This is a genomic window from Flavobacterium hibernum (assembly GCF_000832125.1).
GTDB lineage: Bacteria > Bacteroidota > Bacteroidia > Flavobacteriales > Flavobacteriaceae > Flavobacterium > Flavobacterium hibernum.
The window spans coordinates 394,343-416,494 of record NZ_JPRK01000002.1 but is presented as its reverse complement, the minus strand read 5'-3'; the positions used below and the strand labels follow the sequence as shown (position 1 = coordinate 416,494).

Annotated in this window: 16 protein-coding genes; 1 reads left to right on the top strand and 15 read right to left on the bottom strand. The window is 33.5% G+C overall.

Annotation, left to right across the window (positions count from 1 at the left end):
* Positions 1–15: 15 nt before the first annotated feature.
* The 7 genes from IW18_RS01795 to IW18_RS01765 all read right to left on the bottom strand — a co-directional run bounded on the left by IW18_RS01795 (position 16) and on the right by IW18_RS01765 (position 10,887).
* Positions 16–1,236, bottom strand: a complete 1,221-nt coding sequence (locus IW18_RS01795; protein ID WP_041515845.1) for a glycoside hydrolase family 88/105 protein — start codon at positions 1,234–1,236, stop codon at positions 16–18.
* 18 nt (positions 1,237–1,254) lie between these two features.
* Positions 1,255–2,448 carry a glycoside hydrolase family 88/105 protein gene (locus tag IW18_RS01790; protein ID WP_089081962.1) on the bottom strand — a complete coding sequence of 398 codons (1,194 nt, stop codon included), beginning with the start codon at positions 2,446–2,448 and terminating at the stop codon, positions 1,255–1,257.
* 126 nt (positions 2,449–2,574) lie between these two features.
* Entirely contained in the window at positions 2,575–3,543 is a 969-nt protein-coding gene (locus IW18_RS01785) for a DUF4861 family protein (RefSeq protein ID WP_041515843.1), read from the bottom strand.
* 11 nt (positions 3,544–3,554) lie between these two features.
* Positions 3,555–4,490, bottom strand: coding sequence for an alpha/beta hydrolase (locus IW18_RS01780; RefSeq protein WP_041515842.1), 936 nt, complete (start codon positions 4,488–4,490; stop codon positions 3,555–3,557).
* 103 nt (positions 4,491–4,593) lie between these two features.
* Positions 4,594–6,267 carry a RagB/SusD family nutrient uptake outer membrane protein gene (locus IW18_RS01775; protein WP_041515841.1) on the bottom strand — a complete coding sequence of 558 codons (1,674 nt, stop codon included), beginning with the start codon at positions 6,265–6,267 and terminating at the stop codon, positions 4,594–4,596.
* A gap of 11 nt (positions 6,268–6,278) precedes the next feature.
* Complete coding sequence (locus IW18_RS01770; RefSeq protein WP_041515840.1) at positions 6,279–9,410, bottom strand: SusC/RagA family TonB-linked outer membrane protein; 3,132 nt, start codon at positions 9,408–9,410, stop codon at positions 6,279–6,281.
* A 37-nt stretch (positions 9,411–9,447) separates the two neighbouring features.
* On the bottom strand, positions 9,448–10,887 hold the full coding sequence (locus IW18_RS01765; protein ID WP_041515839.1) for a glycoside hydrolase family 28 protein: 1,440 nt from the start codon (positions 10,885–10,887) through the stop codon (positions 9,448–9,450).
* A gap of 287 nt (positions 10,888–11,174) precedes the next feature.
* Here IW18_RS01765 and IW18_RS01760 point away from each other — a divergent pair, with 287 nt between their 5' ends.
* Positions 11,175–12,203 (top strand): LacI family DNA-binding transcriptional regulator, encoded by a 1,029-nt coding sequence (locus tag IW18_RS01760; RefSeq protein WP_041515838.1) that lies wholly within the window; start codon positions 11,175–11,177, stop codon positions 12,201–12,203.
* A 262-nt stretch (positions 12,204–12,465) separates the two neighbouring features.
* Here IW18_RS01760 and IW18_RS01755 read toward each other — a convergent pair whose 3' ends face one another.
* The 8 genes from IW18_RS01755 to IW18_RS01720 all read right to left on the bottom strand — a co-directional run bounded on the left by IW18_RS01755 (position 12,466) and on the right by IW18_RS01720 (position 22,114).
* Positions 12,466–14,088, bottom strand: coding sequence for a UxaA family hydrolase (locus IW18_RS01755; protein ID WP_041515837.1), 1,623 nt, complete (start codon positions 14,086–14,088; stop codon positions 12,466–12,468).
* A 33-nt stretch (positions 14,089–14,121) separates the two neighbouring features.
* Positions 14,122–15,567 (bottom strand): tagaturonate reductase, encoded by a 1,446-nt coding sequence (locus IW18_RS01750; RefSeq protein ID WP_041515836.1) that lies wholly within the window; start codon positions 15,565–15,567, stop codon positions 14,122–14,124.
* A 216-nt stretch (positions 15,568–15,783) separates the two neighbouring features.
* Positions 15,784–16,455: a bifunctional 4-hydroxy-2-oxoglutarate aldolase/2-dehydro-3-deoxy-phosphogluconate aldolase gene (locus IW18_RS01745; RefSeq protein WP_041515835.1), complete on the bottom strand. Its 672-nt coding sequence runs from the start codon at positions 16,453–16,455 to the stop codon at positions 15,784–15,786.
* A 10-nt stretch (positions 16,456–16,465) separates the two neighbouring features.
* Positions 16,466–17,488, bottom strand: a complete 1,023-nt coding sequence (locus IW18_RS01740) for a sugar kinase (RefSeq protein WP_041515834.1) — start codon at positions 17,486–17,488, stop codon at positions 16,466–16,468.
* A gap of 142 nt (positions 17,489–17,630) precedes the next feature.
* A complete protein-coding gene (gene uxaC, locus IW18_RS01735) occupies positions 17,631–19,037 on the bottom strand; it encodes a glucuronate isomerase (RefSeq protein ID WP_041515833.1) in 1,407 nt (468 codons plus the stop codon).
* A 24-nt stretch (positions 19,038–19,061) separates the two neighbouring features.
* Positions 19,062–19,853 carry a gluconate 5-dehydrogenase gene (locus tag IW18_RS01730; RefSeq protein WP_041515832.1) on the bottom strand — a complete coding sequence of 264 codons (792 nt, stop codon included), beginning with the start codon at positions 19,851–19,853 and terminating at the stop codon, positions 19,062–19,064.
* 6 nt (positions 19,854–19,859) lie between these two features.
* Positions 19,860–20,699, bottom strand: coding sequence for a 5-dehydro-4-deoxy-D-glucuronate isomerase (gene kduI / locus IW18_RS01725; protein ID WP_084607896.1), 840 nt, complete (start codon positions 20,697–20,699; stop codon positions 19,860–19,862).
* A 98-nt stretch (positions 20,700–20,797) separates the two neighbouring features.
* Positions 20,798–22,114 (bottom strand): MFS transporter, encoded by a 1,317-nt coding sequence (locus IW18_RS01720; RefSeq protein WP_041515830.1) that lies wholly within the window; start codon positions 22,112–22,114, stop codon positions 20,798–20,800.
* Between the last annotated feature and the right edge of the window lie 38 nt (positions 22,115–22,152).

The following is a 22,152-nucleotide window of genomic DNA, read 5'->3' as shown; positions in this document are numbered from 1 at the left end:
TATATTTAAATTCTACTATTTTTCTAATTCAAGTGCGGCCAAAATAAACGGCCCTAACCCATGTGAGTTATCAATTTTTATTTTTTCTTTGATGTAATATTCGTAAGATCCATCGCGATACGGATTTCCTCCTAAACCTGCGCTGGCACAAACTTGTGTAATATGAATTTCTCCATCGGCATCAACGGTAATTAATTTGTTAACTATTCCATCAAAACCTTTTTCAGCAAGCTTTTTATAACTCGATGGTAAATATCCTTTTTTTACGCCTTTTGCAAAAGCATAAACAAACATTTCTGATCCTGATGCTTCAAGATAATTTCCTTCTTTTGTTCCCGCATCTGTAACCTGAAACCACAATCCTGACGGATCTTGATATTTGGCAACTGCAGCGGAAATTTCATTTAAATATTGAATCAATTCTTTACGTTTTGGATGATCTTTTGGCATATAATCCAGAACATCGACCAAAGCCATCATGTACCAACCTATAGAACGCGACCAAAAATTTGGCGAAGTTCCTGTCTCTTTATTTGCCCATGGCATTTGCTTACTCTCATCCCAAGCATGAAAAAGCAAACCAGTTTTTTTGTCGATAGTATGTAAATGTATTTGTTCAAATTGTTTTGCTACATCATCCAGATTCTTTCCTTTTTCAAATTCTACTGTGTAACGAGCATAAAAAGGTGTTCCCATATACAATCCGTCAAGCCACATTTGATAAGGATAGATTTTTTTATGCCAAAAACCACCAGAATTTGTTCTTGGATGTGTTTCTAACTGCTTTCTTAAAGTTTGCATTGCAGTTAAATAACGCGTGTCTTTTGTTGTTTTGTAAAGATCAAAAAGAATTTTTCCGGCGTTTACATAATCAATATTATAATCTTCCAGTTTATAGTTCATTATTTCTCCTGAACTATTGATAACCGTTTCGCCGTACTCTTTTACATAATTTTCATAAACAGGATTCTTTGTTTTTTTATAAAGTTCCTGAAAAGACATGGTTACCAAACCTAATTTGTAATCCCATTTTGGTTTTTCGTTATTATCGATTTGCCAAGCTTTTGGATCACGTTTCATAATAGAAAGCGCCATTCGTTCTGACCATTTTAAATCTTTAGAAATTGTAATTTCTTTCTTTGAAGATTCCTGAGCCGTCACTTTACAAAATGAAGATACAACCAGGCAAGTTAGCACGATTGAAACAGCATAATTTTTCTTTCTATTATTTATCATCTTTAAAATGCTTTACGGTTATTTATTCAATTCGATTGCGCTTAACAAAAATGCAGCTAAAGCTGGCGAACTATTGTCTTTTGTTTTACTGTTGATATAATACTGATTTGTACCATCGCGAAAAGGCTTTCCTCCTAAACCTACATTCGATGAAACATTCGAAATAATCACTTGTCCTTTGTCGTCTTTCTTTACAAACTCTTTTACATAAGCATCGAACGATTTTAGTGCCATCTTTTTATAACCTGAAGCTAAATATCCTTTGTCTGCCCCTTTTGCCAAAGCATAAATAATCATTCCTGATGATGAAGACTCTAAATAATTTCCTGTCATTTCAGGTTTATCAGCAACTTGATACCATAATCCTGAAGCACTTTTATTTTTATCAACACTTTTTGCAATTTGATTCAAATATCCTACCAGTGTTTTATAATTTTTATTTGTTTTAGGATAATAATCTAGTGTTTCTACCAAAGCCATCATGTACCAACCAATTCCACGTCCCCAAATGGTTGGCGATGTTCCTATTTCAGTATTTGCCCAGCCAATTTCTTTGCTTTCATCCCACGCATGATAAACTAATCCTGTTTTTTTGTCTACATGATGATTTTGTACCAATTCAAATTGTTTTGCAACATCGTCTAAAGCTTTTCCGTTTTCATATTTAACGGTGTATTCTGTATAAAAAGGTTCAGCCATGTACAAACCATCAACCCACATTTGATTTGGATAAATTTGTTTGTGCCAAAATCCTCCGCTTGCAGTTCTTGGCTGACTTTCCAACTGAGTTCTTATTTGCTGTAATACTTTTAAATAACGTTTATCTTTTGTTACATCATATAAATTAAACAACAGTTTCGCAGGATTTGCACAATCAATATTGTATTCTTTTATATCATATTTTTTGATATTACCATCTGCATCAATCATTTCATCAGCATATCCTTTTATGTAATTGAGATATACTTTTTCATTTGTTTTTTGATACAATTTTTCAAAAGCAGATAAAACTAAACCCATTTTATAATCCCATTTTGGTTTCTCAGTTCCGTCGATCTGCCAAGCATTAGGATATTTATTTAAAATAGTAAGTGCTGTTCTTTCTGACCATTTTAAATTGTCAGGAAGAACAGCATTTTCACTAGTTTGCGCAATTGTTTTACTACTGAAAATCAATAGCAAAACGATTGCATGTTTGGTGAAATTTGTCATTATAATATTCGATTTAAACATATATTACATTTAATCTTTTTAGCTTGTTTTTTCCAGCAGATTTGGCAGATTTTCACTCCCAATCTTTTAAATCATTAAATCTGTGGTAATACTTTTAAACAAAAATTACATTTTACCTTTTTTATTCAAAATTTCTAATTTTTGGTCTAAATACTTCACAAATTCTTCTTTCGATTTTATTCCATTTGGTTCCTGTTCCCAAGCGCCTAAAAGGTAAAAAGAAGTCGCTTTTGTAGTTGGTTTAAATACTAAAAGATAATCTAAATCAGTTTCTGGAGCATTTTCAATAGTTTTAACTTCGTAAAAAATTGCCATTCCTAATTTGTCCGGAACTAGCGATTGTACGCCATAAGTTGCGATATATGCCCACTTTTTATTTTTACTGTCTTTCTTTAAAAACTCAGTGTTTTTTTGTTTTGCAATTCCGGTACAAATTCCTTTAATTTCTTTTGAAGCCTGAATTTTATGTTGTGTATAAAGTTCGTCTGGTTTAATCGTTAACTCTGATGTAAAATCAATTTTATCAGATGCTGTTTTCCATCCGTAATACTGCACTTTTACAACTGATTCTGTAGTTTTATTTGCAACGGTTGCAATAGTCGAATCAACTTCACGAAAGTGTAATTTTTCATTGTTTAAATAACGATCGATAGACCCAATTCCAATCGCTTTTCCTGCTTTCAAAATATCAGCTCCCCAATCGCTCATTTCGTGATAAGAATCAAAATTATCCTGTCCTACTCTTGGCAAAATCATCTCTGGAGTTTTCTTTCCAAAAATATCAATTGCATTTCTCCAATCTAAGTACAAACGATATCCTATTCTATTGCTTTCCCATCCCGGACCTTCGTAACGTATATCAAATGAATGATCTGTATGCTCGGGAGCCAATTTTAATCTGTCAACATTTTTAAAAACAGTACCGCCAATGTATTTACGTCCTTGCCATTTTCCATCTGTTTTTGCAGATATTTCGGCATAGGTTTTAGCCGTTTTTATATCGTATTTCTTTTGAGCATTAACTGCAGTAATACCAACTAAAAGTAAGGTCGCTAATGTGATTTTTGTTTTCATTTTTACTATAATTATTTAAATATTCTGTCTAAAAATTTTGTGGTGTACACCACTGTTTCATCAAACCAAGGCTGAAAAAACCAAAAAGAATGAGGTGAATTCTGAATTGTTTTTACTTCGCTATAAATCTTATTTTGATTTAAAATTGCGATCATATCATCTCTTCCTGCATGAAACCGATCAAAACTGCTGTTTATAAACAATGTTGGCGGCGTATTTTTATCAGTGTGATTTAGAGCCGATGCCTTTTTCCAAATTTCAGGATTCTGTTCATAAGTTCCGTTTAACCAAAATGCTGCCATTTCTCCTTCTTCAGATTCCGGATGTTTAAATGCCAAAATTCCATCTACATCGATAATTGCCTGAACTTTTGAAGTAGATTTACTTTTGTAATTTACATCTTCAAAACCAAAATCCTCATTTGTTGTACCAATCAAAGCTGCCATTTGACCTCCTGAAGAGCATCCTAAAACGGCAATTTTGTTTGGATCTACATGGAATCTTTTTGCATTATCTTTTATAAATTTAATCGCATTTTTTACATCATAAATCCCCTGCGGATATTTTGCTTCAAGAGATAATCTGTATTCTATTGCAAAACAGGAATATCCTTTTGAGGTTACTTCTTGTGCCAAAACCTGCATTTGATTTTTATTTCCTGATCTCCATCCTCCTCCATGAATCATAATAACTCCTGGATTTCTTTTTTCGTTTTTATTAAAATAAGCATCTAAATGTAATGCTCTGTCTTTATTTTTATAATAGATTATATTCTCAATCTGAGTATCTGTTTCTCTTTTGTTTGCTTTCGCAATTTTTATAAACGGATATTTTTTAATCAGTTTATTGTAAGTACTTTTTACGGTGTAAGATGTATCTACACTATAAGTTTGCTGCGCCGAAACGGTACAGGTAATAAATACTAAAATGAATACTACTTTTCGCATTAAAATTACTTTCTTTTTTTAGTTAAGAAAGGAGCCCGATTCAGGGATCGAACTCCTTTTTAACTTCTTCAAAAAAACTTACCCTCAATAAAATAATAAATTACTAATAACCAGGATTCTGAGGAAAATCCTTATTTTGATTTAAGTCTAGCGCCGATTGTGGTATTGGTCTTAAGATTTTAAGTTTTCCATCTACTCCAACAAAATTTGCTGCTTTAATTTTGTAATTATATGCCGAAGCTCTTGCAACTAATGTTCCTGTACGTTTTAAATCGAACCAACGTTTGTACTCTCCTACTAGTTCTCTTCCTCTTTCGTCAAGGATATAATCGATGTTAAATTGTGCCGCAGTTGCATTTGCTACACCTGCTCTTCTTCTAACTTCGTTTAAACGATCTAGACCAGTTGAAGCGTTTCCTGCTTTTAAATAAGCTTCTGCTGCTATTAAGTACGTTTCTCCAAGTCTTGATACAATGATATCTCTTGTACTTACAGGCCCTGTACTTGATGGCGTTGTAGGATCCGGGTCATCAAATTTCTTAACTGGAATTGTGTAACAATCCAAGTTTTGAATTAAAGTGTGTGCTGCCGAATATTCTCCCCAAGGATGGTATACAAATGTTGCAGATTTTCTTGACGCGTTTGCTGTGTTCCAAGCCAATCTATCTGCTGGTGTAAACCATTTTGGCTCATAAAAGTGTCTTACTTTTAATGTTGCCGGAGTTGTGCTTCTGTAATATGGATAGTACAAGATTGTTTTTGTTACTCCATTTGTTGTTTCAGGACCTTCAAGAATTTCTGTCATAAAAGTTGCATCCCATCTTTTATCTCCTTTTTCATATAAACCTAAGGCATAATCTGTTGGACATAAATTGTAGCTTCTTAATGGTGCTCCAGTTTCTGCTCCTCCTAAATAGGAACTGAAATAATAAAACTGGTTATTTCCTAATTTAGTTGGGTCTGTACTTGTTGATGCTTTATCGTATTGAACGGAGAAAATAGTTTCTGCATTTAGATCATTTCCTGGTTTAAACAATTGGTCAAAAGCTAAATTTAAGGCTTGTCCAGCGATTGCAGCATCAGCATAAGCAGCTGCTTTTGTAAAATCTGATGGAGTTCCAAAAGTTTCATATCCTCTTGTTAAATATACTTTTGCCAATAAATCGTTCACCGCTCTTTTATTTACTTTTCCTCCTGTTGCATACGCCGTTGTACCAACGCTCGCTAATGCTGCATCAAGATCTGCAATAATTTGTGTATATACTTCTTCGGCAGTATTTCTTTTAAATGATAAAACTGGTTCTGTAATATTATTTAAAACAATTGGCACTCCTCCATAGGTCTGAACTAATAAAAAATAAGCATTGGCTCTTAAATATTTTGCTTCACCTACAAGTGTATTTAAATTTGGAGTTTGCTCTGTTACAGTCGAATAATACACTGTATTATTTACTGACTGTATTTGCTGATAACAAGACGTATACAAATCATCAACATTTGCAGCAGATGGAATTAACAATGTATACTGACTTATACCGGCTGGTTCTGGAGTTCTTCCTTCGGCATACATATCTGTACCAGATTCAAACAACCACGGGTTACCGCCATAAATTCCTTTTAATCTTGCATAGTTGGAATTTACTAATAACTGAAATCCTGATGCTGTTTTGTAAGTTGCATCTGCTGGAACGTTAGAAAGACTTTCTTCTTCAATATAGTCACTACATGAACTAAAAGCAGTAGCGATAATTCCTAATATTAATATTATTTTTTTCATTTTATATCTTATTAAAATTTAACACTTAGTCCCAATTGAGTTGTTACAGATGCTGGACGGTTTAAACCAAAGTTTGAACCTGCCCATTCCGGATCATATCCGTCAAAATTTGTAAATACAAATGGGTCTAAAACATTTACATAAATTCTTAAATTGCTCATTTTAATTTTCTTAAGCAATTCTGAATTGAAAGTGTATCCTAAAGAGATATTTTTAATTTTAACATAAGATGCATCTCTATAATAACCAAACAAAGAAGTCCAATAAGCACCAGCTCCTGTTGCAATAGGTCCAGGTCTTGGGTTAGTATTGTCTGCGTTTGCAGCAATCCCTGTTCCGTTTGTTGGAATAAAATAATCCATTTTAATTTTTTGACGACCTCTATCACTTACGTCAGCGAAATTTTGGTGGAAAGTACTTAAAACGGTTTGCCCTTGACTTGTAATTACTGAGAAATTAAAATCAAACTGACCTACTGTTAATTTAGAATAAAAACTTCCTTGCCACTCTGGATTTGCATTACCAATTACTTGTCTGTCATCGGCATTAAATTTACCATCACCGTTTAAATCTTTTGGTCTTGCCTGACCAGGAGCCATACCAAAAGTTGCTGCCTTAGCCGCTTCACTTTCTTGCCAAACACCATCGTAAACATAATTGTAGTTTGGATTTATTTCTGAACCTAAAATTAGTTTGTTTCCAATATCACTTACTTTATCCTGATTGTAGATAGACTCTAACTTGTTTACGTTTTTAGTAAAAGTGAAAGTAGTTTCCCAATTTACATTTTTAGATTTTATATTTTTAGTCGTCAATAAAACCTCGATTCCTTTATTACTTACAGAACCAACATTAGCAAAGGTATTTTTCCAACCTGTTTCTAATGGTAATTGTTGTTTGTAAATCAAATCGTCTGATAATCTGTCATAAACATCCACGCTACCTGTAATTCTATTTCTCAAGAATCCAAAGTCAACACCTAGATTTACCTCTCTTGTTTTTTCCCAAGTCAGGTTTTGATTGGCTAAATTTTCAGACTGCCATCCAGATACTACATTTGCTCCGTTTGCATAAAAAGTTTGTTGGTTTAATAATGCTTGCGAAGTATATGGCGCCACATTATCATTTCCTGTATATCCTAAACTCGCTCTAAGTTTTAAATCTGAAACGACAGAACTGTTTGCTAAAAATGATTCTTTGCTAATTTTCCAACCTAATGCTACAGATGGAAAATTTTGCCATTTATTATCTGCTGATAATACAGATGAACCATCCCATCTATTAGATGCAGTCAATAAATATTTGTCTTTATAAGTATAGTTCAAACGAACAGCGTAAGAACTTAATGTGTTTTTTGCATATCCAGATGTTACATTATAACTTGTTTGAACTCCCGAACCCATATTATTTGTTCCAACATCAAAAGGTTGATTGTTAGAATACATATATGAATTTTCATCTGTATTAGAGTATGAACTCTGCAATAATAATAAACTAAAGTCGTGTACTTCGTTAAAAGTATGTTTTAAATCAACTTGGTTATCCCATGTATAATTAAAATTGTTATACGTTTTAATTGATGCTGAGTTTTTACCGTTTAATGTTACACCATTATTTGTTTGAGCAGTATAAGCACTGTTCGTACTTGTATCTTGAACTCCTGCAGAAAATGTTGTTTTGAATGTTAACCATTTTAAAGGCTGGTATTGCATATAAACGTTACCAACTGTTTGCCATGTTTTTTCGGTCTGAGATGAATTAGCAATCTCCATTAAAGGATTTACAGCACTGGTTTTATTAATTGCCCATGATCCATCAGGATACGTTAATTTTCCAGGTAAAAAGAATAAGGTTCCAATTTTTTCGTTTCCTGCAGCATCAACTGCATAAGGTGACATTAATGGGCTTAATCTAAAAGCGTCTTGCATTGCTAAGTCACTTCCTAATTGAGTATCAACATGTGCAATAGTAATATTTGCTCCTGTAGAAAATTTGTCGTTTATCTTGTGATTTAAACCTAATTTGAATGAGTATTTATCTGTTCCGTCATTGTCAATCAAACCTTCATCGCTTTGTATACCAAATCCTAAGTTATAACTTAAACCAGAATCTCCACGTCCAGAAATATTTAAATAGTTATTTTGAGTCATACCCGGTTTTAATACCGCATCATACCAATCAAAACTATATCCTGCATTTGCTCTTGATACCAAAAGAGGGCTTTGATTTCCAGCTAAAGCAGCTAATTGCGCCGGTGTTTGTGTAGCAGGCGTAGCGCTCATATATGCTACTTGGTGAAATTTCCACCATTCTGCACCCGACATCATTTCTGGTAATCTTGCAGCTGTTTTTGTACCATAAGAAGTGTCAAAAGATACATTGATACCAGATTTTGCATTTATTCCGCTTTTAGTCGTAACAATGATAACCCCATTAGATCCTCTTGAACCATAAATTGCAGCCGAAGAAGCATCCTTAAGAACATCCATTCTTGCGATATCCTGCGGGTTCAAAAAGTCGATTCCATCCATTGGTACACCATCAACAACGTACAATGGAGTTGATCCTAAAACATTTGGATTACTAGAATCGGCCAATAATGAGTTATTACCTCTAATTACTACTTTAAATCCGTCACCAACACGTCCAGAACTAGAAGAGATCTGAACTCCCGGTGTGCTTCCCTGAATTGCCTCTAAGGCACTTGTTGTATTTCTTTCGGTAATTGTTGCAGCACTAATTGTACTTACAGAACCTGTAAGATCTGTTTTCTTCACAGATCCATATCCTACAACCACAACTTCGTTAAGTGAGTTTGATTGTTCTACAAGACTAACATTTACTTTAGCTTTTCCGGCAACACTTACTTCTTGTGTTTGAAAACCTAAATAGCTAATAACTAAAACAGCCTTGCTGCTTGATACATTAATTTTAAAACTTCCCTCAAAATCTGTCGAGGTTCCGTTTTTAGTTCCTTTTTCCTGAATATTTACACCTGGTAGTGATAATCCAGCGGCATCTGTGATCTTCCCCTCTATAACATTTGACTGAGCAAACATTGTATTGCTCAACAAAAAGTTTAGGAAGAATAAAAACACAACGTTGTATTGTATTTTTTTCTTTAATGGTTGTTTGATGTTCATAGTTTGGTTTAAGTGGTTTGGTTAAATGATAGTTGTTTTAGTTTTTAATTGATTCTACTTTTTTCTCATTGATATAGGTATTAATAAATTTTATATTCTTTACATTCTTTAATAAATAGATCGAATCTACTTTTTGTATGGTTACATTTTTAAGTGTAATATTTTCAACCGGAGATTCTTTATAGCCTTCTGCCCAAACACTATATTTTCCTCCATTTTTTACTTTCACATTTTCAAGACTAACGTTTCTAATTGTTGGGATAAAGTTTCCAGTTTGTGATCCATAAACATTATAAAACATGTTCAACTTTAAAACACATTCCTTAACAGTTCCAACTTCGAGGTTTCTAACATAAACATTCTCGATAATTCCGCCTCTTTTCGAATTTGTTTTAATACGAATTGCACGATCCAGGTTTGGACTATCCATTACACAATCTTCAACAAAAACATTATTTACACCGGCTGATATTTCGCTTCCAATAACGACTCCGCCATGTCCGTCAATCATTTTACAATTTTGAACAATAATATTTTTACTTGGAATTGCTACTCTTCTACCATCGGCATCGCGACCAGATTTAATAGCGATACAATCGTCGCCCGTATTAAAAGTGCAGTTTTTAATGAGTATATTTTGAGAATATTCAGGATCACAACCGTCATTGTTCGGGCCATGACTATTTACTGTAACTCCATCAATAATTATGTTGTTAGATTTTAAAGGATGTAAAATCCAAAATGGCGCATTAATTACAGTGATATCTTTTATTAGAACCGTATTACATTCAAAAAATTCAATAAAATTAGGTCGTAAATAACGTCCATCTCCAAAAACTCTTTCAGCAACTGGAATGTTTTTTTCGGCCATATCGACTAAAACTTCACGATTTTTAGGATCATTTTGCGACGGAACTCCTTTTTTCCATCCATAATCTTTACCTCCAGACCAAATCCACCAATTCGTGCGATCAGCCTGACCATTAAGAATTCCTTTTCCTGTTATCGCAACATTAGTTTTGTTTTTAGCATAAATAAGAGGAGAATAATTCATCAATTCTGTTCCTTCAAACGAAGTATGAACTATTGGATAATCTTTAGGATTGATACTAAAAAGAACTTCGGCATTATCAGCCAAGTGCAGATTAACATTGCTTTCTAAATGGATAGCTCCTGTCAAGTATTTTCCGTTAGGAACCAAAACCTGACCTCCGCCATTTTCAGCACAGGATTTAATTGCTTTTTCGAATGCGTTCGTGTTTAACGTTTTTCCATCTGCTACAGCACCAAAATCGTTAATGTTATAAATTTTATTTGAGAAGTTTGTTTTTGAAATACCTTTAACTATCAATTCTTTTTGTTTCCATGGATCAGATTCAGAAACAACCGAAACTTTTTTCGCGCATGAAAGCAACATTAAAGCTATTACACTAACAATTGAAACTGACTTAAATACTATAACTTTATTTGAAATCATGTAAGATGGTATTTTATTGTTTGATATTCACAACAATGTAATTATGTAATCGATTACACGAAAGTAGAAAATAAGTTCCAATACACCAAATTTATTTAGAAATTTATTATATATTTAATTTTTATTAGGAATTATAATTACACTTAATGTAAAAAAACATATAATTTATTATCATTGTTGAATCGAAAACGTTTTATTTATAAATTATGGTAATCGATAACATTTTGTGTTGCATTATAAAAAAAAATGTATTTTTGTCTATAATTTAATTTAATAAATCATTATTAATGAGCGAAAAAATAACCATTTACGATATTGCTGAGAAATTGAATATCACCGCTGCTACTGTTTCGAGGGCGTTAAACAACAATCCGAAGATCAAAGAAAGCACACGTGAGTTGGTTATCAAAACCGCTGCTGCAATGAATTACAAGCAAAATAAACTTGCTTTGGCATTAAAAAGTGGTCGAAGTAATAATATAGGTGTAATTGTTCCTCGTATAGATAGCAACTTTTTTGCGTCTGTAATTAGAGGAATTGAAGAAGAATTACATCCTCATGGTTATCAGGTAATTATTTGCCAAACACACGAAAGTACCAAAAGAGAGAATGAAAATCTATATACCCTTATAGATGCACAAGTAGACGGTATCATAATGTCGGTTACAGATGTTACAGGCGAAAATGATGGTGCTTTCCAGAATGTATTACAAAAAAATGTCCCTCTTATCTTTTTTGATAGAAGTAAACATATTGATGGTGTAAGCTCAGTAACCATTAATGACTTCAGAGGCGGATATTTAACAACAAAACACCTAATCAATGAAGGCTGCAAATATATCGCTCATTTATCTGGAGATCAATCGCTAGAAATATTCAAAAACAGGTTTCTAGGATACAAACAAGCTTTACTAGATAGTGGAATCACATTTAAAGAAGAGTATGTTATTCCGGTAAAAAGTATGGTTGAGGCAGGAAAAAACGCCGTAGATACTTTATTACAGCTAGAAACGCCACCAGATGCAATATTTTCGTCAAGTGATTTTGCCGCATTAGGCGCAATTCAAGAATTAAAAGAAAGAAAAATTAGTATTCCAAATGATTTTTGTGTTGCAGGTTTTAGTAACGAACCTTTTACGAAATTCATGGAATTATCTATAACCTCCGTAGACCAATCTCCACTTGAAATGGGTAAAATGTCTGCTCGTGTTTTCTTAGAACAAGTAGACAAAACTGATACTATTAAAATTGAAAAAAAGGTCGTTCTTGCTCCAGAATTACACATTCGTAAATCTTCGTCGAGAGCTGCCATTTAATTTTTTTTTTCACCATATAAGTGATATAAGTTCAATTTAGCTCTACGTTCATAATACATTTAACTAAAAGGCAGTTCTTAAAAAGAACTGCCTTTTTCTATTAAATCAATACCTTCTAAGCTATATAAGTTCGATTTTAGAGATCAACGTTAAATGTTACGGAGAGATATGAAACCAAAAAGGCAGCCCTTTTAAGAACTGCCTTTTTATTAACTATATTGTTTAAACTAAAATGAAATTATATCACTTATATGGTAAAATATTAAAGTGATACTCCTCTTTTCCAAGGAATAAAATCGTTTTGATTTAAGATCGCTGCTTTTGTTTTGATTGTTCCACTTGCAACATCAATAATAAATTCCAACATTTCATCAGCCATTTCATTAATTGATTTTTCTCCTGTAATAATTCCACCAGTATCGATATCGATAATATCAGACATTTTAGTAGCCAACTGTGTGTTTGATGAGATTTTTACAACCGGTGCAATTGGATTTCCTGTTGGAGTACCTAAACCTGTTGTAAACAACACCATATTTGCACCAGAACCAACCATTGCAGTAGTACACTCCACGTCATTTCCTGGCGTACATAACAATGTAAAACCTGGTTCATTAATATATTCTCCATAATCGAAAACACCTGTAATTGGTGAAGTTCCTCCTTTTTTAGCAGCACCAGCCGATTTCATTGCATCTGTAATCAAACCGTCTTTAATGTTACCTGGAGAAGGATTCATATCAAATCCTGAACCTGCATCTACAACTGTTTTTTCGTACCATTGCATTAAGTCTAAGAAACGTTTTCCATCCTTATCATCTATACAACGATTTACTAGTTCCTGCTCTACTCCACATAGTTCAGGAAATTCAGAAAGAATTGTAGTACCTCCCAAAGCAACTAAATGATCTGATAATACTCCCAATGTTGGATTAGCTGAAATCCCCGAAAATCCGTCAGATCCACCACATTCCAATCCAATTCTTAATTTAGATAATGGAGCCGGTTCTCTCTTAATTTCATTTGCTTTTTTAATCGCTTCGAAAGTATCTTTAACAACACTGCTTAGCATTGTTTCGATAGTTCCAATTTGTTGCTGATCGTAAATTAAAACAGGCTTTTTACTGTTTGGATTTATCGCATCCAGAGCATCTTTAAAGATTTGAATTTGCAAGTTTTGACAACCCAAACTCAGAACTGTAGCTCCGGCAACGTTTGGATTATTTACATAACCAGCCAATAACTTAGCTAAACTATGCGAATCCTGACGAATTCCTCCACAACCACCTTGGTGTGTAATAAATTTTACTTCGATGTTATTAAACAAATTAGCATCGTTTGAAGCCGCTTCGTTTCCAGCACCGCCAGTTTCAGTTTTTACCAAAGAACGCAATAACAATTGATAATCGTTCTCTTTAGGTTTCATCAACTCTTTTTCGAAAATATCTTTTAAGATTTCGATGTTTCTGTTTTCACAAAATACTAATGGAAAAAACAACCAAACGTTTTCAGTTCCTACTTGCCCGTCTTCTCTATGATATCCTTGCCAAGTTCTGTCTTTCCATTTATCAATATTTGGAGCGGTCCATCCAATAGTTTCCGTTTTACCGGTTACTTTATCACTTTCATGTTTTACGTTGGCTGTAGAAAGTAACCCTCCTCTTTCGATTCGTGCACTTGCTTTTCCAACCAAAACTCCGTACATAATGATTCTGTCTCCTATATCAAAAGGAACCATTGCAATCTTATGTTTCATCTTTACATCAGACTCAATAGCAATTGATTCTCCTTCAAAATCAATTACTTCGCCTGCTGTAAGATTCACCAAAGCAACCGCAACATTGTCGGTTGGGTGAACTTTTATTAATTTTTTTTGCGTTGCCATAATTAAACCTTGTTCTTTGTTCTTTGTATCTTTTTATTTTACTCTTTCTTGAAACTTAGCAAAACCGGCTTCAACACCGTTTGAATCAATTTCTTCTAAAGCAATTGTAATCGCTTTTGTTAATCCCGGAATTTCAGTTAAATCTTCATCCCAGAAACTTTTGTTTTGCAATGTAAGTCTAGCTATTTTTTCATAATCATCTGATTTCCATAAACCATCAAAAAACGAAACAATATCTTCACCATCTTTAACCGGTAAACTTTGACCATTCCATGTTCCTTTGTAGAAACGAATTAAACTCGCTAATGAAAAAGTCAAATTAACAGGCAATTTTTTGTTAGCTTTATAATATCCTAATAAACTAGGTAAAACTCTTACTTTGAATTTCGAAACAGAATTTAATGCAATATCAGCAAGTGCATGTTTGATAAATGGATTTTTAAATCGATCCATTACTTCCTCAGAATAGGCCGTAATTTCATTTTTATCCATATCAAGAGTTTCACTAATTTCACCAATAACACTATTGACAAATTTTCCTGTAAAATCTCCGTCAACAGTTTCCATTACTAATTTGTTACCATACAAAAGTGAAAAAGGAACCATTGCTGTGTGCGCACCATTTAAAATACGAACTTTAATCATTTTAAAGGGACGTATATCGTCAACGATTTTTACATTCAAATCCGTTTTATGAAAAGGCAATTTTGCTTTTAAAGCATCTCCACCTTCAATAGCCCAAAGGAAAAAAGGTTCAGCAGCAACAATTAAATTGTCTTGATAATCTAACTTATTATTGTATTCTTCAATTTCAGCTCTTGGATATCCAGGAACAATTCTGTCAACCAAAGTACTGTGATATGTACAAGCATCTGATACCCAAGTTTTAAATGCATCTTCCAATTTCCATGTATCGCAATATTGCAAAATATATTTTTTCAGCGTCTCTGAGTTATAATCAATCAATTCACAAGGAATGATTGTTACTCCTTTAGAAGCATCTCCATTAAAATGTTTAAATCTTTCATATAATAAAACAGTCAACTTTGCAGGAAATGACACTGGCGGCTGCATGTCCGGAGTATCACTTTCAATGAATTCAATTCCAGCTTCAGTGGTATTAGAAACAATAAACTGAAGTTCTTCTTCTTTGGCTAAAGCCAAATAATTTGCAAATTCAGTATATGGGTTTATCGTTTTTACAATATTAGTAATCAACTCAATATCTTGTATCTTTTCGCCTTTTTTAATTCCGTTCATAAACAAGGTATAAAGACCGTCCTGCTCATTAATAAGGTTTACCATACCGTCTTTCAAAGGTTGAACTATTGCAATACCCGCATTAAAATCAACTTCTTTATTTAGTTTATGAAAAGCGTAATCAACAAAAGCTCTTAAAAAATTACCTTCTCCAAACTGAACTACCTTAATTGGCTGTAACTTTTCTAATCCTGTATTTATTCTATTTAATTTTTTCATTTTAAAATTTCTTTAAAGTGTTCTAAATAATCACATTAAATACCTTATTCTGTTATTAGCTTTTTTTTAAACTGTAAAAGAAACATTACACTCGAGTGAGTAAAATAAATTTTGCTGTGAGGAATGACAAAATTTATTTTTCAAGCGTAATGCTCAATTACAATCTCTAAAATCTAAAAAAAACGCATGTAAATAAGGAATTGGCATGATTACTCCTTATTTATTTTTAATATTTTTAATGATATCAAGTACTTGACTTACTTTTGTTTTTAATCCGTCAAAATCCTTATTATCCAGTATCTCTTTTGAAATTAATTGCGATCCTATTCCAACACAAGTTGCTCCTGCGTTAAGCCACGAAGTCAAACTTTCTACCGTTGGATAAACACCTCCGGTTGGCATTATATTTGTCCACGGACACGGTCCTTTGATCGCTTTAATAAACTCTGGCCCATAAATATCAGCTGGAAATAATTTTACAATTTCGCAACCTAATTCTTCAGCTCTTGCAATTTCTGTAAGCGTTCCGCAACCTGGTGACCACAATACTTTACGTCTGTTACAAGCGATGGCAATGTCTTCTCTAAAAACAGGAGTTACAATAAAATTAGCTCCTAAACTCATATATAACGACGCTGCCGCAGCATCTGTAATCGAACCTACACCCAACATCATTCCCGGTAATTCTGCCAAAGCATACTTGTTTAAAGCACCAAAAACTTCATGAGCGAAATCGCCTCTGCTTGTAAATTCCATTAATCGGGCTCCACCGTCATAACATGCTTTCAATACTTTCTTACTGATTTCTAAATCTGAATGAAAAAACAACGGAACCATTCCGTTCTCTCTCATTTGTAAAGCCACCTCTATTCTTGAATATTTTGCCATTTTATTTTAATTATCTTGATACTAATGCTGAACCATCACCATCAATCATATTTTCAACTTCTTTTAAAGTAACTAAATTATAATCTCCAGCAATTGTATGTTTTAAACAACAAGCTGCAACTGCAAAGTCTAAAGCTCTTTGATTATTATTTTGATATTGTTGTAATCCGTAAATCAATCCGCCCATAAAAGCATCTCCACTCCCTACTCTGTCTACAACAGGTGTAACTTCTTTTACTGCAGCTTGATAAATTGCTTTTCCATCAAACAAAATACCTCCAATTCTTTGGTGTGATGCACTTACAGAATAACGCAAAGTAGTCGCAACAGTTTTTAAATTCGGAATCAAATCAAACAACTTACTATACAAAACCGGAAGCGATTTCTCATCTTGATAATTAGGATTTACTTTTGGAATTCCTAACATAAAATAAGCTGTATCAATATCTCCTAAAATAACATTGCTATACTTCAACATTTCCGGCATAACATCGCTTGGCGTTTTACCATATTGCCACAATTTTGATCGATAATTTAAATCGCACGAAATTGTAATTCCAAGTTTATGAGCAACTTTAATTGCCTCTAAACAAGCTTCGGCGGCACTTTGAGAAATCGCTGGAGTAATTCCGCTCCAATGAAACCAACTTGCACCTTCTAATACTTTTTCCCAATCAACAATACCTTTTTCAATAGTTGCCATCGAGCTATGTGCACGATCATACACTACATTACTCCCACGTGTTCCCGCACCGGTTTCTAAAAAATAAATCCCTAAACGTTCGCCTCCGTAAACTATGTTCTTAGATTCTACATTCATTTTTCGGATTTCTCTTAATGCAGAAAAACCAATTTCATTTTCAGGTAATCTTGTAACAAATTCAGCATTCACGCCGTAATTTGCTAAAGAAACACATACGTTAAACTCTCCACCTCCGTACGTAGCACCAAATGCTGTAGATTGCGAAAAACGCAAATGTCTCTCTGTAGAAAGGCGCAACATAATTTCGCCAAATGCAACTACTTTACTCATATTATTAAATTGTATTTACCAGTAAAATTTTCTTTTCCACCATTAAGAGATTAAGAAAAGTTAAGCTTACTGTTCTTTTTACCATTTCAACTTAATTACCTTAATATCTTAATGGTAAAAATCTTTTATCTTTATTTTTAAACTAAAATTTAAAATACTCTTTTGCGTTGTTGTATGAAATATCAGAAACTAATTTTCCAATCCATTCCATATCATTAGGAAGTTCACCACGTTTGATTTCATCTCCAAGAAGATTACATAAAATACGTCTGAAATATTCGTGTCTTGGGAAAGACAAGAAACTTCTTGAATCCGTCAACATTCCTACGAAACAACTAATTAATCCCATGTTTGAAAGGGCGTTTAATTGTTTTGTCATTCCATCTTTTTGATCTAAAAACCACCAACCAGATCCAAACTGTACTTTTCCGCGAACGCTTCCATCATTGAAGTTTCCAATCATGGTTGCCATTACTTCATTGTCGGCTGGATTTAAGTTATAAATGATTGTTTTAGTCAATTTATCTTTACTATCTAAAGCATTTAAAAAGCTTGATAATTTTTGTGCCTGAGGATAATCTCCAATAGAATCCCAACCAGTATCAGGACCTAAAATTCTATGCATACGAGCATTATTATTTCTTAAAGCTCCTAAGTGAAATTGTTGTACCCAACCAAATTCATGATAGGTTTCTGATAAGAATTGCAATATGGCACTTTGGAATTTTAAACCTTCTTCAGGAGAAATAATTCTGTTTTCTCTTTTCTTTTTAAAAATTGAAGCAACTTCTGATTCTGTAAATTCTTCAAAATAAATTTGATCTAAACCATGATCACTTAATTTACAACCGTTTTGATTAAAAAATTCAATTCGGTTTCTTAACGCGCTGCATAAATCCGCATACGTGTTAATTGCAACTCCGGACACATCCCCTAATGTGTCCAGATATGCATTATAACCATCATTAGAAATTAAGATAGCTTTATCAGGTCTGAAAGCCGTACTCATTTTAGTTCCAATAGGATTTTTTGCAAGTTTCTGATGAAACTCTAAACTATCAATTGGATCTTCGGTAGTACAAACTAATTCAGCATTTACTTTTTTAAGTAAGTTTTGTGTACTGTATGCTTGAGAATTAATTTTCTCCGTTGTTTCGATATAAATTTTCTCTGCTGATTTTTCATTCAACAAATCGTAAATATCAAAATAACGTGCTAATTCTAAATGCGTCCAGTGATACAAAGGATTACGCATTGTATATGGAACTGTTTTTGCCCAGTTTAGAAATTTATCTTTATCAGATCCGTTTCCTGTTACAAATTGTTCGTTGATCCCCAAAGTACGCATTGCACGCCATTTGTAGTGATCTCCGTTTATCCAAACTTGAGTTATATTGTCAAAAATTTTATCTTCAGCAATAAACTGAGGATTCAAATGATTGTGGTAATCTATGATAGGCTGATTTTTTGAGTAATTATGATATAACTCTTCAGCAAATTTATTTTCAAGAAGAAAATTATCGTTTATAAATGTTTGATTTGCGCTCATGTCTTTTTAATATAATTGAAATAATTATTCGTTTGATGGTTTACCAATTGTAGCCAGTATTCCACCGTCTACGTATAAAATATGTCCATTGACAAAATCACTTGCTTTTGATGATAAAAATATAGCTGCTCCTGCTAAATCACCAGCGTCTCCCCATTTTGCGGCTGGAGTCCTGCTAATGATAAAATCATTAAAAGGATGTCCGTCGACTCTAATAGGTTTTGTTTGTTCTGTAGCAAAATAGCCAGGTCCAATTCCGTTGATTTGAACATTATATTTTGCCCATTCTGTAGCCATGTTTTTAGTCAGCATTTTTAAACCGCCTTTTGCAGCAGCATAAGCGCCAACTGTACTACGACCCAATTCGCTCATCATCGAACAAATGTTGATTATTTTCCCTTGTCTTCTTTCAATCATTCCTCTAGCAACATGCTTTGAAACGATAAAAGGACTTACTAAATCAATATCAATGACTTCTTTAAAATCAGCCACATCCATATCCAGTAACGGAATTCTTTTGATGATTCCTGCGTTGTTAATTAAGATATCAATTGGCCCAACCTCACTTTGAATTTTCTGAACAGCCTCAATAACTTCTTGCTCATCAGTCACATTAAACTTATATCCAACTGCATTTATCCCCTGACTTTGAAGTTCCTTTACAGCATCATCAATTTTTTGTTGAGAAGAGTTTCCGTTTACAACAATTGTTGCTCCAGCCTCCCCTAATCCTTTTGCCATCGCCATTCCCAGTCCGTGCGTACTTCCTGTAATCAAGGCTACTTTTCCGTTTATATCAAATAATGAGTGTGCCATAATTATTTATCTTAATTCAGTGATTTTACAAACATCCATATCTCCGTAATCTAAATTCTCACCAGCCATTCCCCAAATAAAAGTATAGTTACTAGTTCCTGAACCTGAGTGAATAGACCATGGCGGAGAAATAACTGCCTGATGATTGTTCATCCAAATATGTCTTGTTTCTTGCGGTTGTCCCATAAAATGGCAAACTGCTTGATTTTCCGGAATATCTAAATAGAAATATACTTCCATTCTACGATCGTGTACGTGTGCTGGCATAGTATTCCAAACACTTCCCGGTCTTAATTCCGTCATTCCCATTTGCAATTGGCAAGTTGTAACAACGCTACCAATAATCATTTGATTTACTGTACGGTGATTAGCCGTTTCCATTGTACCCAATTCTAATTTATTAGCTTCTGCCAAGCTTACTTTTACCGTTGGATAACTTGTATGAGCCGGAGCAGAATTAATGTAATATTTAGCTGGATTTGTACTGTCATTACTTTTAAAGATTACCTCTTTATTTCCGCTTCCAATGTAAAGAGCATCTTTAAACCCAAGTTCAAAAGTTTTTCCTTCAACAACTATAGAACCACTTCCTCCAACATTGATAATTCCAATTTCTCTTCTTTCTAAGAAATAAGGTGCTTTAAGCGGATCAATGCTTTCTAAAGTCAAATCTCCTTTTACAGGAACTGCAGAACCAGCAATATATCGATCGTAATGAGAATACGTTAATACAATTTCGTCTTCTTGCATTAAGTTGTCAATTAAGAATTCTTCTCTTAATTGTTGTGTATCATATTTTTTTACTGCTTCTGGACTTGACGCGTATCTTGAGCTATATTTTGTCATAATTTTAATTTAATGTAATCGATTGCACAAAATTAGATTTTTATCTTTAAAAACCATAATTGAAACCAAAATTTATTTTTATTTATACTTTTTATAAACTATAATTCTACTTTTTTCATACGTGGTACCAAAAGATGCATTATAAACCACGCCACTAAATAAGATGCTCCACAAATGCAAAACATTATAAAATATCCTATTTCTATTTTACCCAATTTAGTATAGTAAACGAACATGTTTTTCTGAACAACTAAAGTCAGTAAAATACCTCCAAGTGCTCCAAACATCCCTCCTATTCCTGTTACAGAAGCAGTTGCTTTTTTAGGGAACATATCTGAAACTGTTGTAAAAACATTAGCACTCCAAGCTTGATGTGCCGAAACCGCACAACCAATAACTAAAACTGCCCACCACATATTTATTGAACCTAAATATTGCGAAAACAAAACTGGCAAAACAGCAAATGCATAAAGAAGCATACTTGTTTTTCTGGCTTTGTAAGCAGGCCAGCCAATATTAATTAGTCTTAACGGCAACCAACCTCCACCTATACTTCCAACACTTCCAATAACATATACTAATGCACAAGGCCAAATAATCTCGGTTGCTGTAAGCTTGTATTGCTTCATTAAAAAATCTGGTAACCAGAATAAATAAAACCACCAAACAGGATCTGTCAATAATTTTCCAATTGCAAAAGCCCAAGTCTGACGAAACGAAAGCAACTTTAACCAAGAAACTTTTCCTGTATCTTCAACTTCAACAATCTCAACCTGATCTGATGTAATATATTCTAACTCAGCCTGAGATAAACGTTTTTGTTTTTGCGGTACTTCATAAAAAAGAAACCATAATCCCAACCAAACAAAACCAACAATTCCGGTTAAAATAAAGGCCCACTGCCAACCATAATTCTCTGCTATAAAAGGCACAGACAACGGTACAATAATAGCACCTATATTACTCCCCGAATTGAAGATTCCCGTTGCCAACGCTCTTTCCTTTTGAGGAAACCACTCTGCTGTTGCTTTTATTGCAGCAGGAAAATTTCCAGCTTCAGTAATTCCTAAAAACACGCGTGCAATTAAAAAACCTCCCGTTCCGGTTGCAAAAGCATGTCCTATTGCAGCCAAACTCCATAAACCAGTTGCAATTGCATAGCCAAGTTTTGTTCCTAATTTATCTATAATTCCGCCCGCGACCAACATACCCATTGCATACGCAATCTTAAAAGCCAACTCAATATTCGAATAATCTATTACCTCTTGTTCTGGTGTCCAATGAAAAGCTTCTGCCAAAAAAGGTCTTAGGTAACTTATTACATTTCTATCCAGATAATTTACAGTAGTTGCAAAAAATACTAAACTACATATAGTCCAGCGGTATTTACCGATTGCTGCATTAGCTTGATTCATGATTTTGGTTGGTTTAAGGTTGGTTAGTTAGTGCTTGA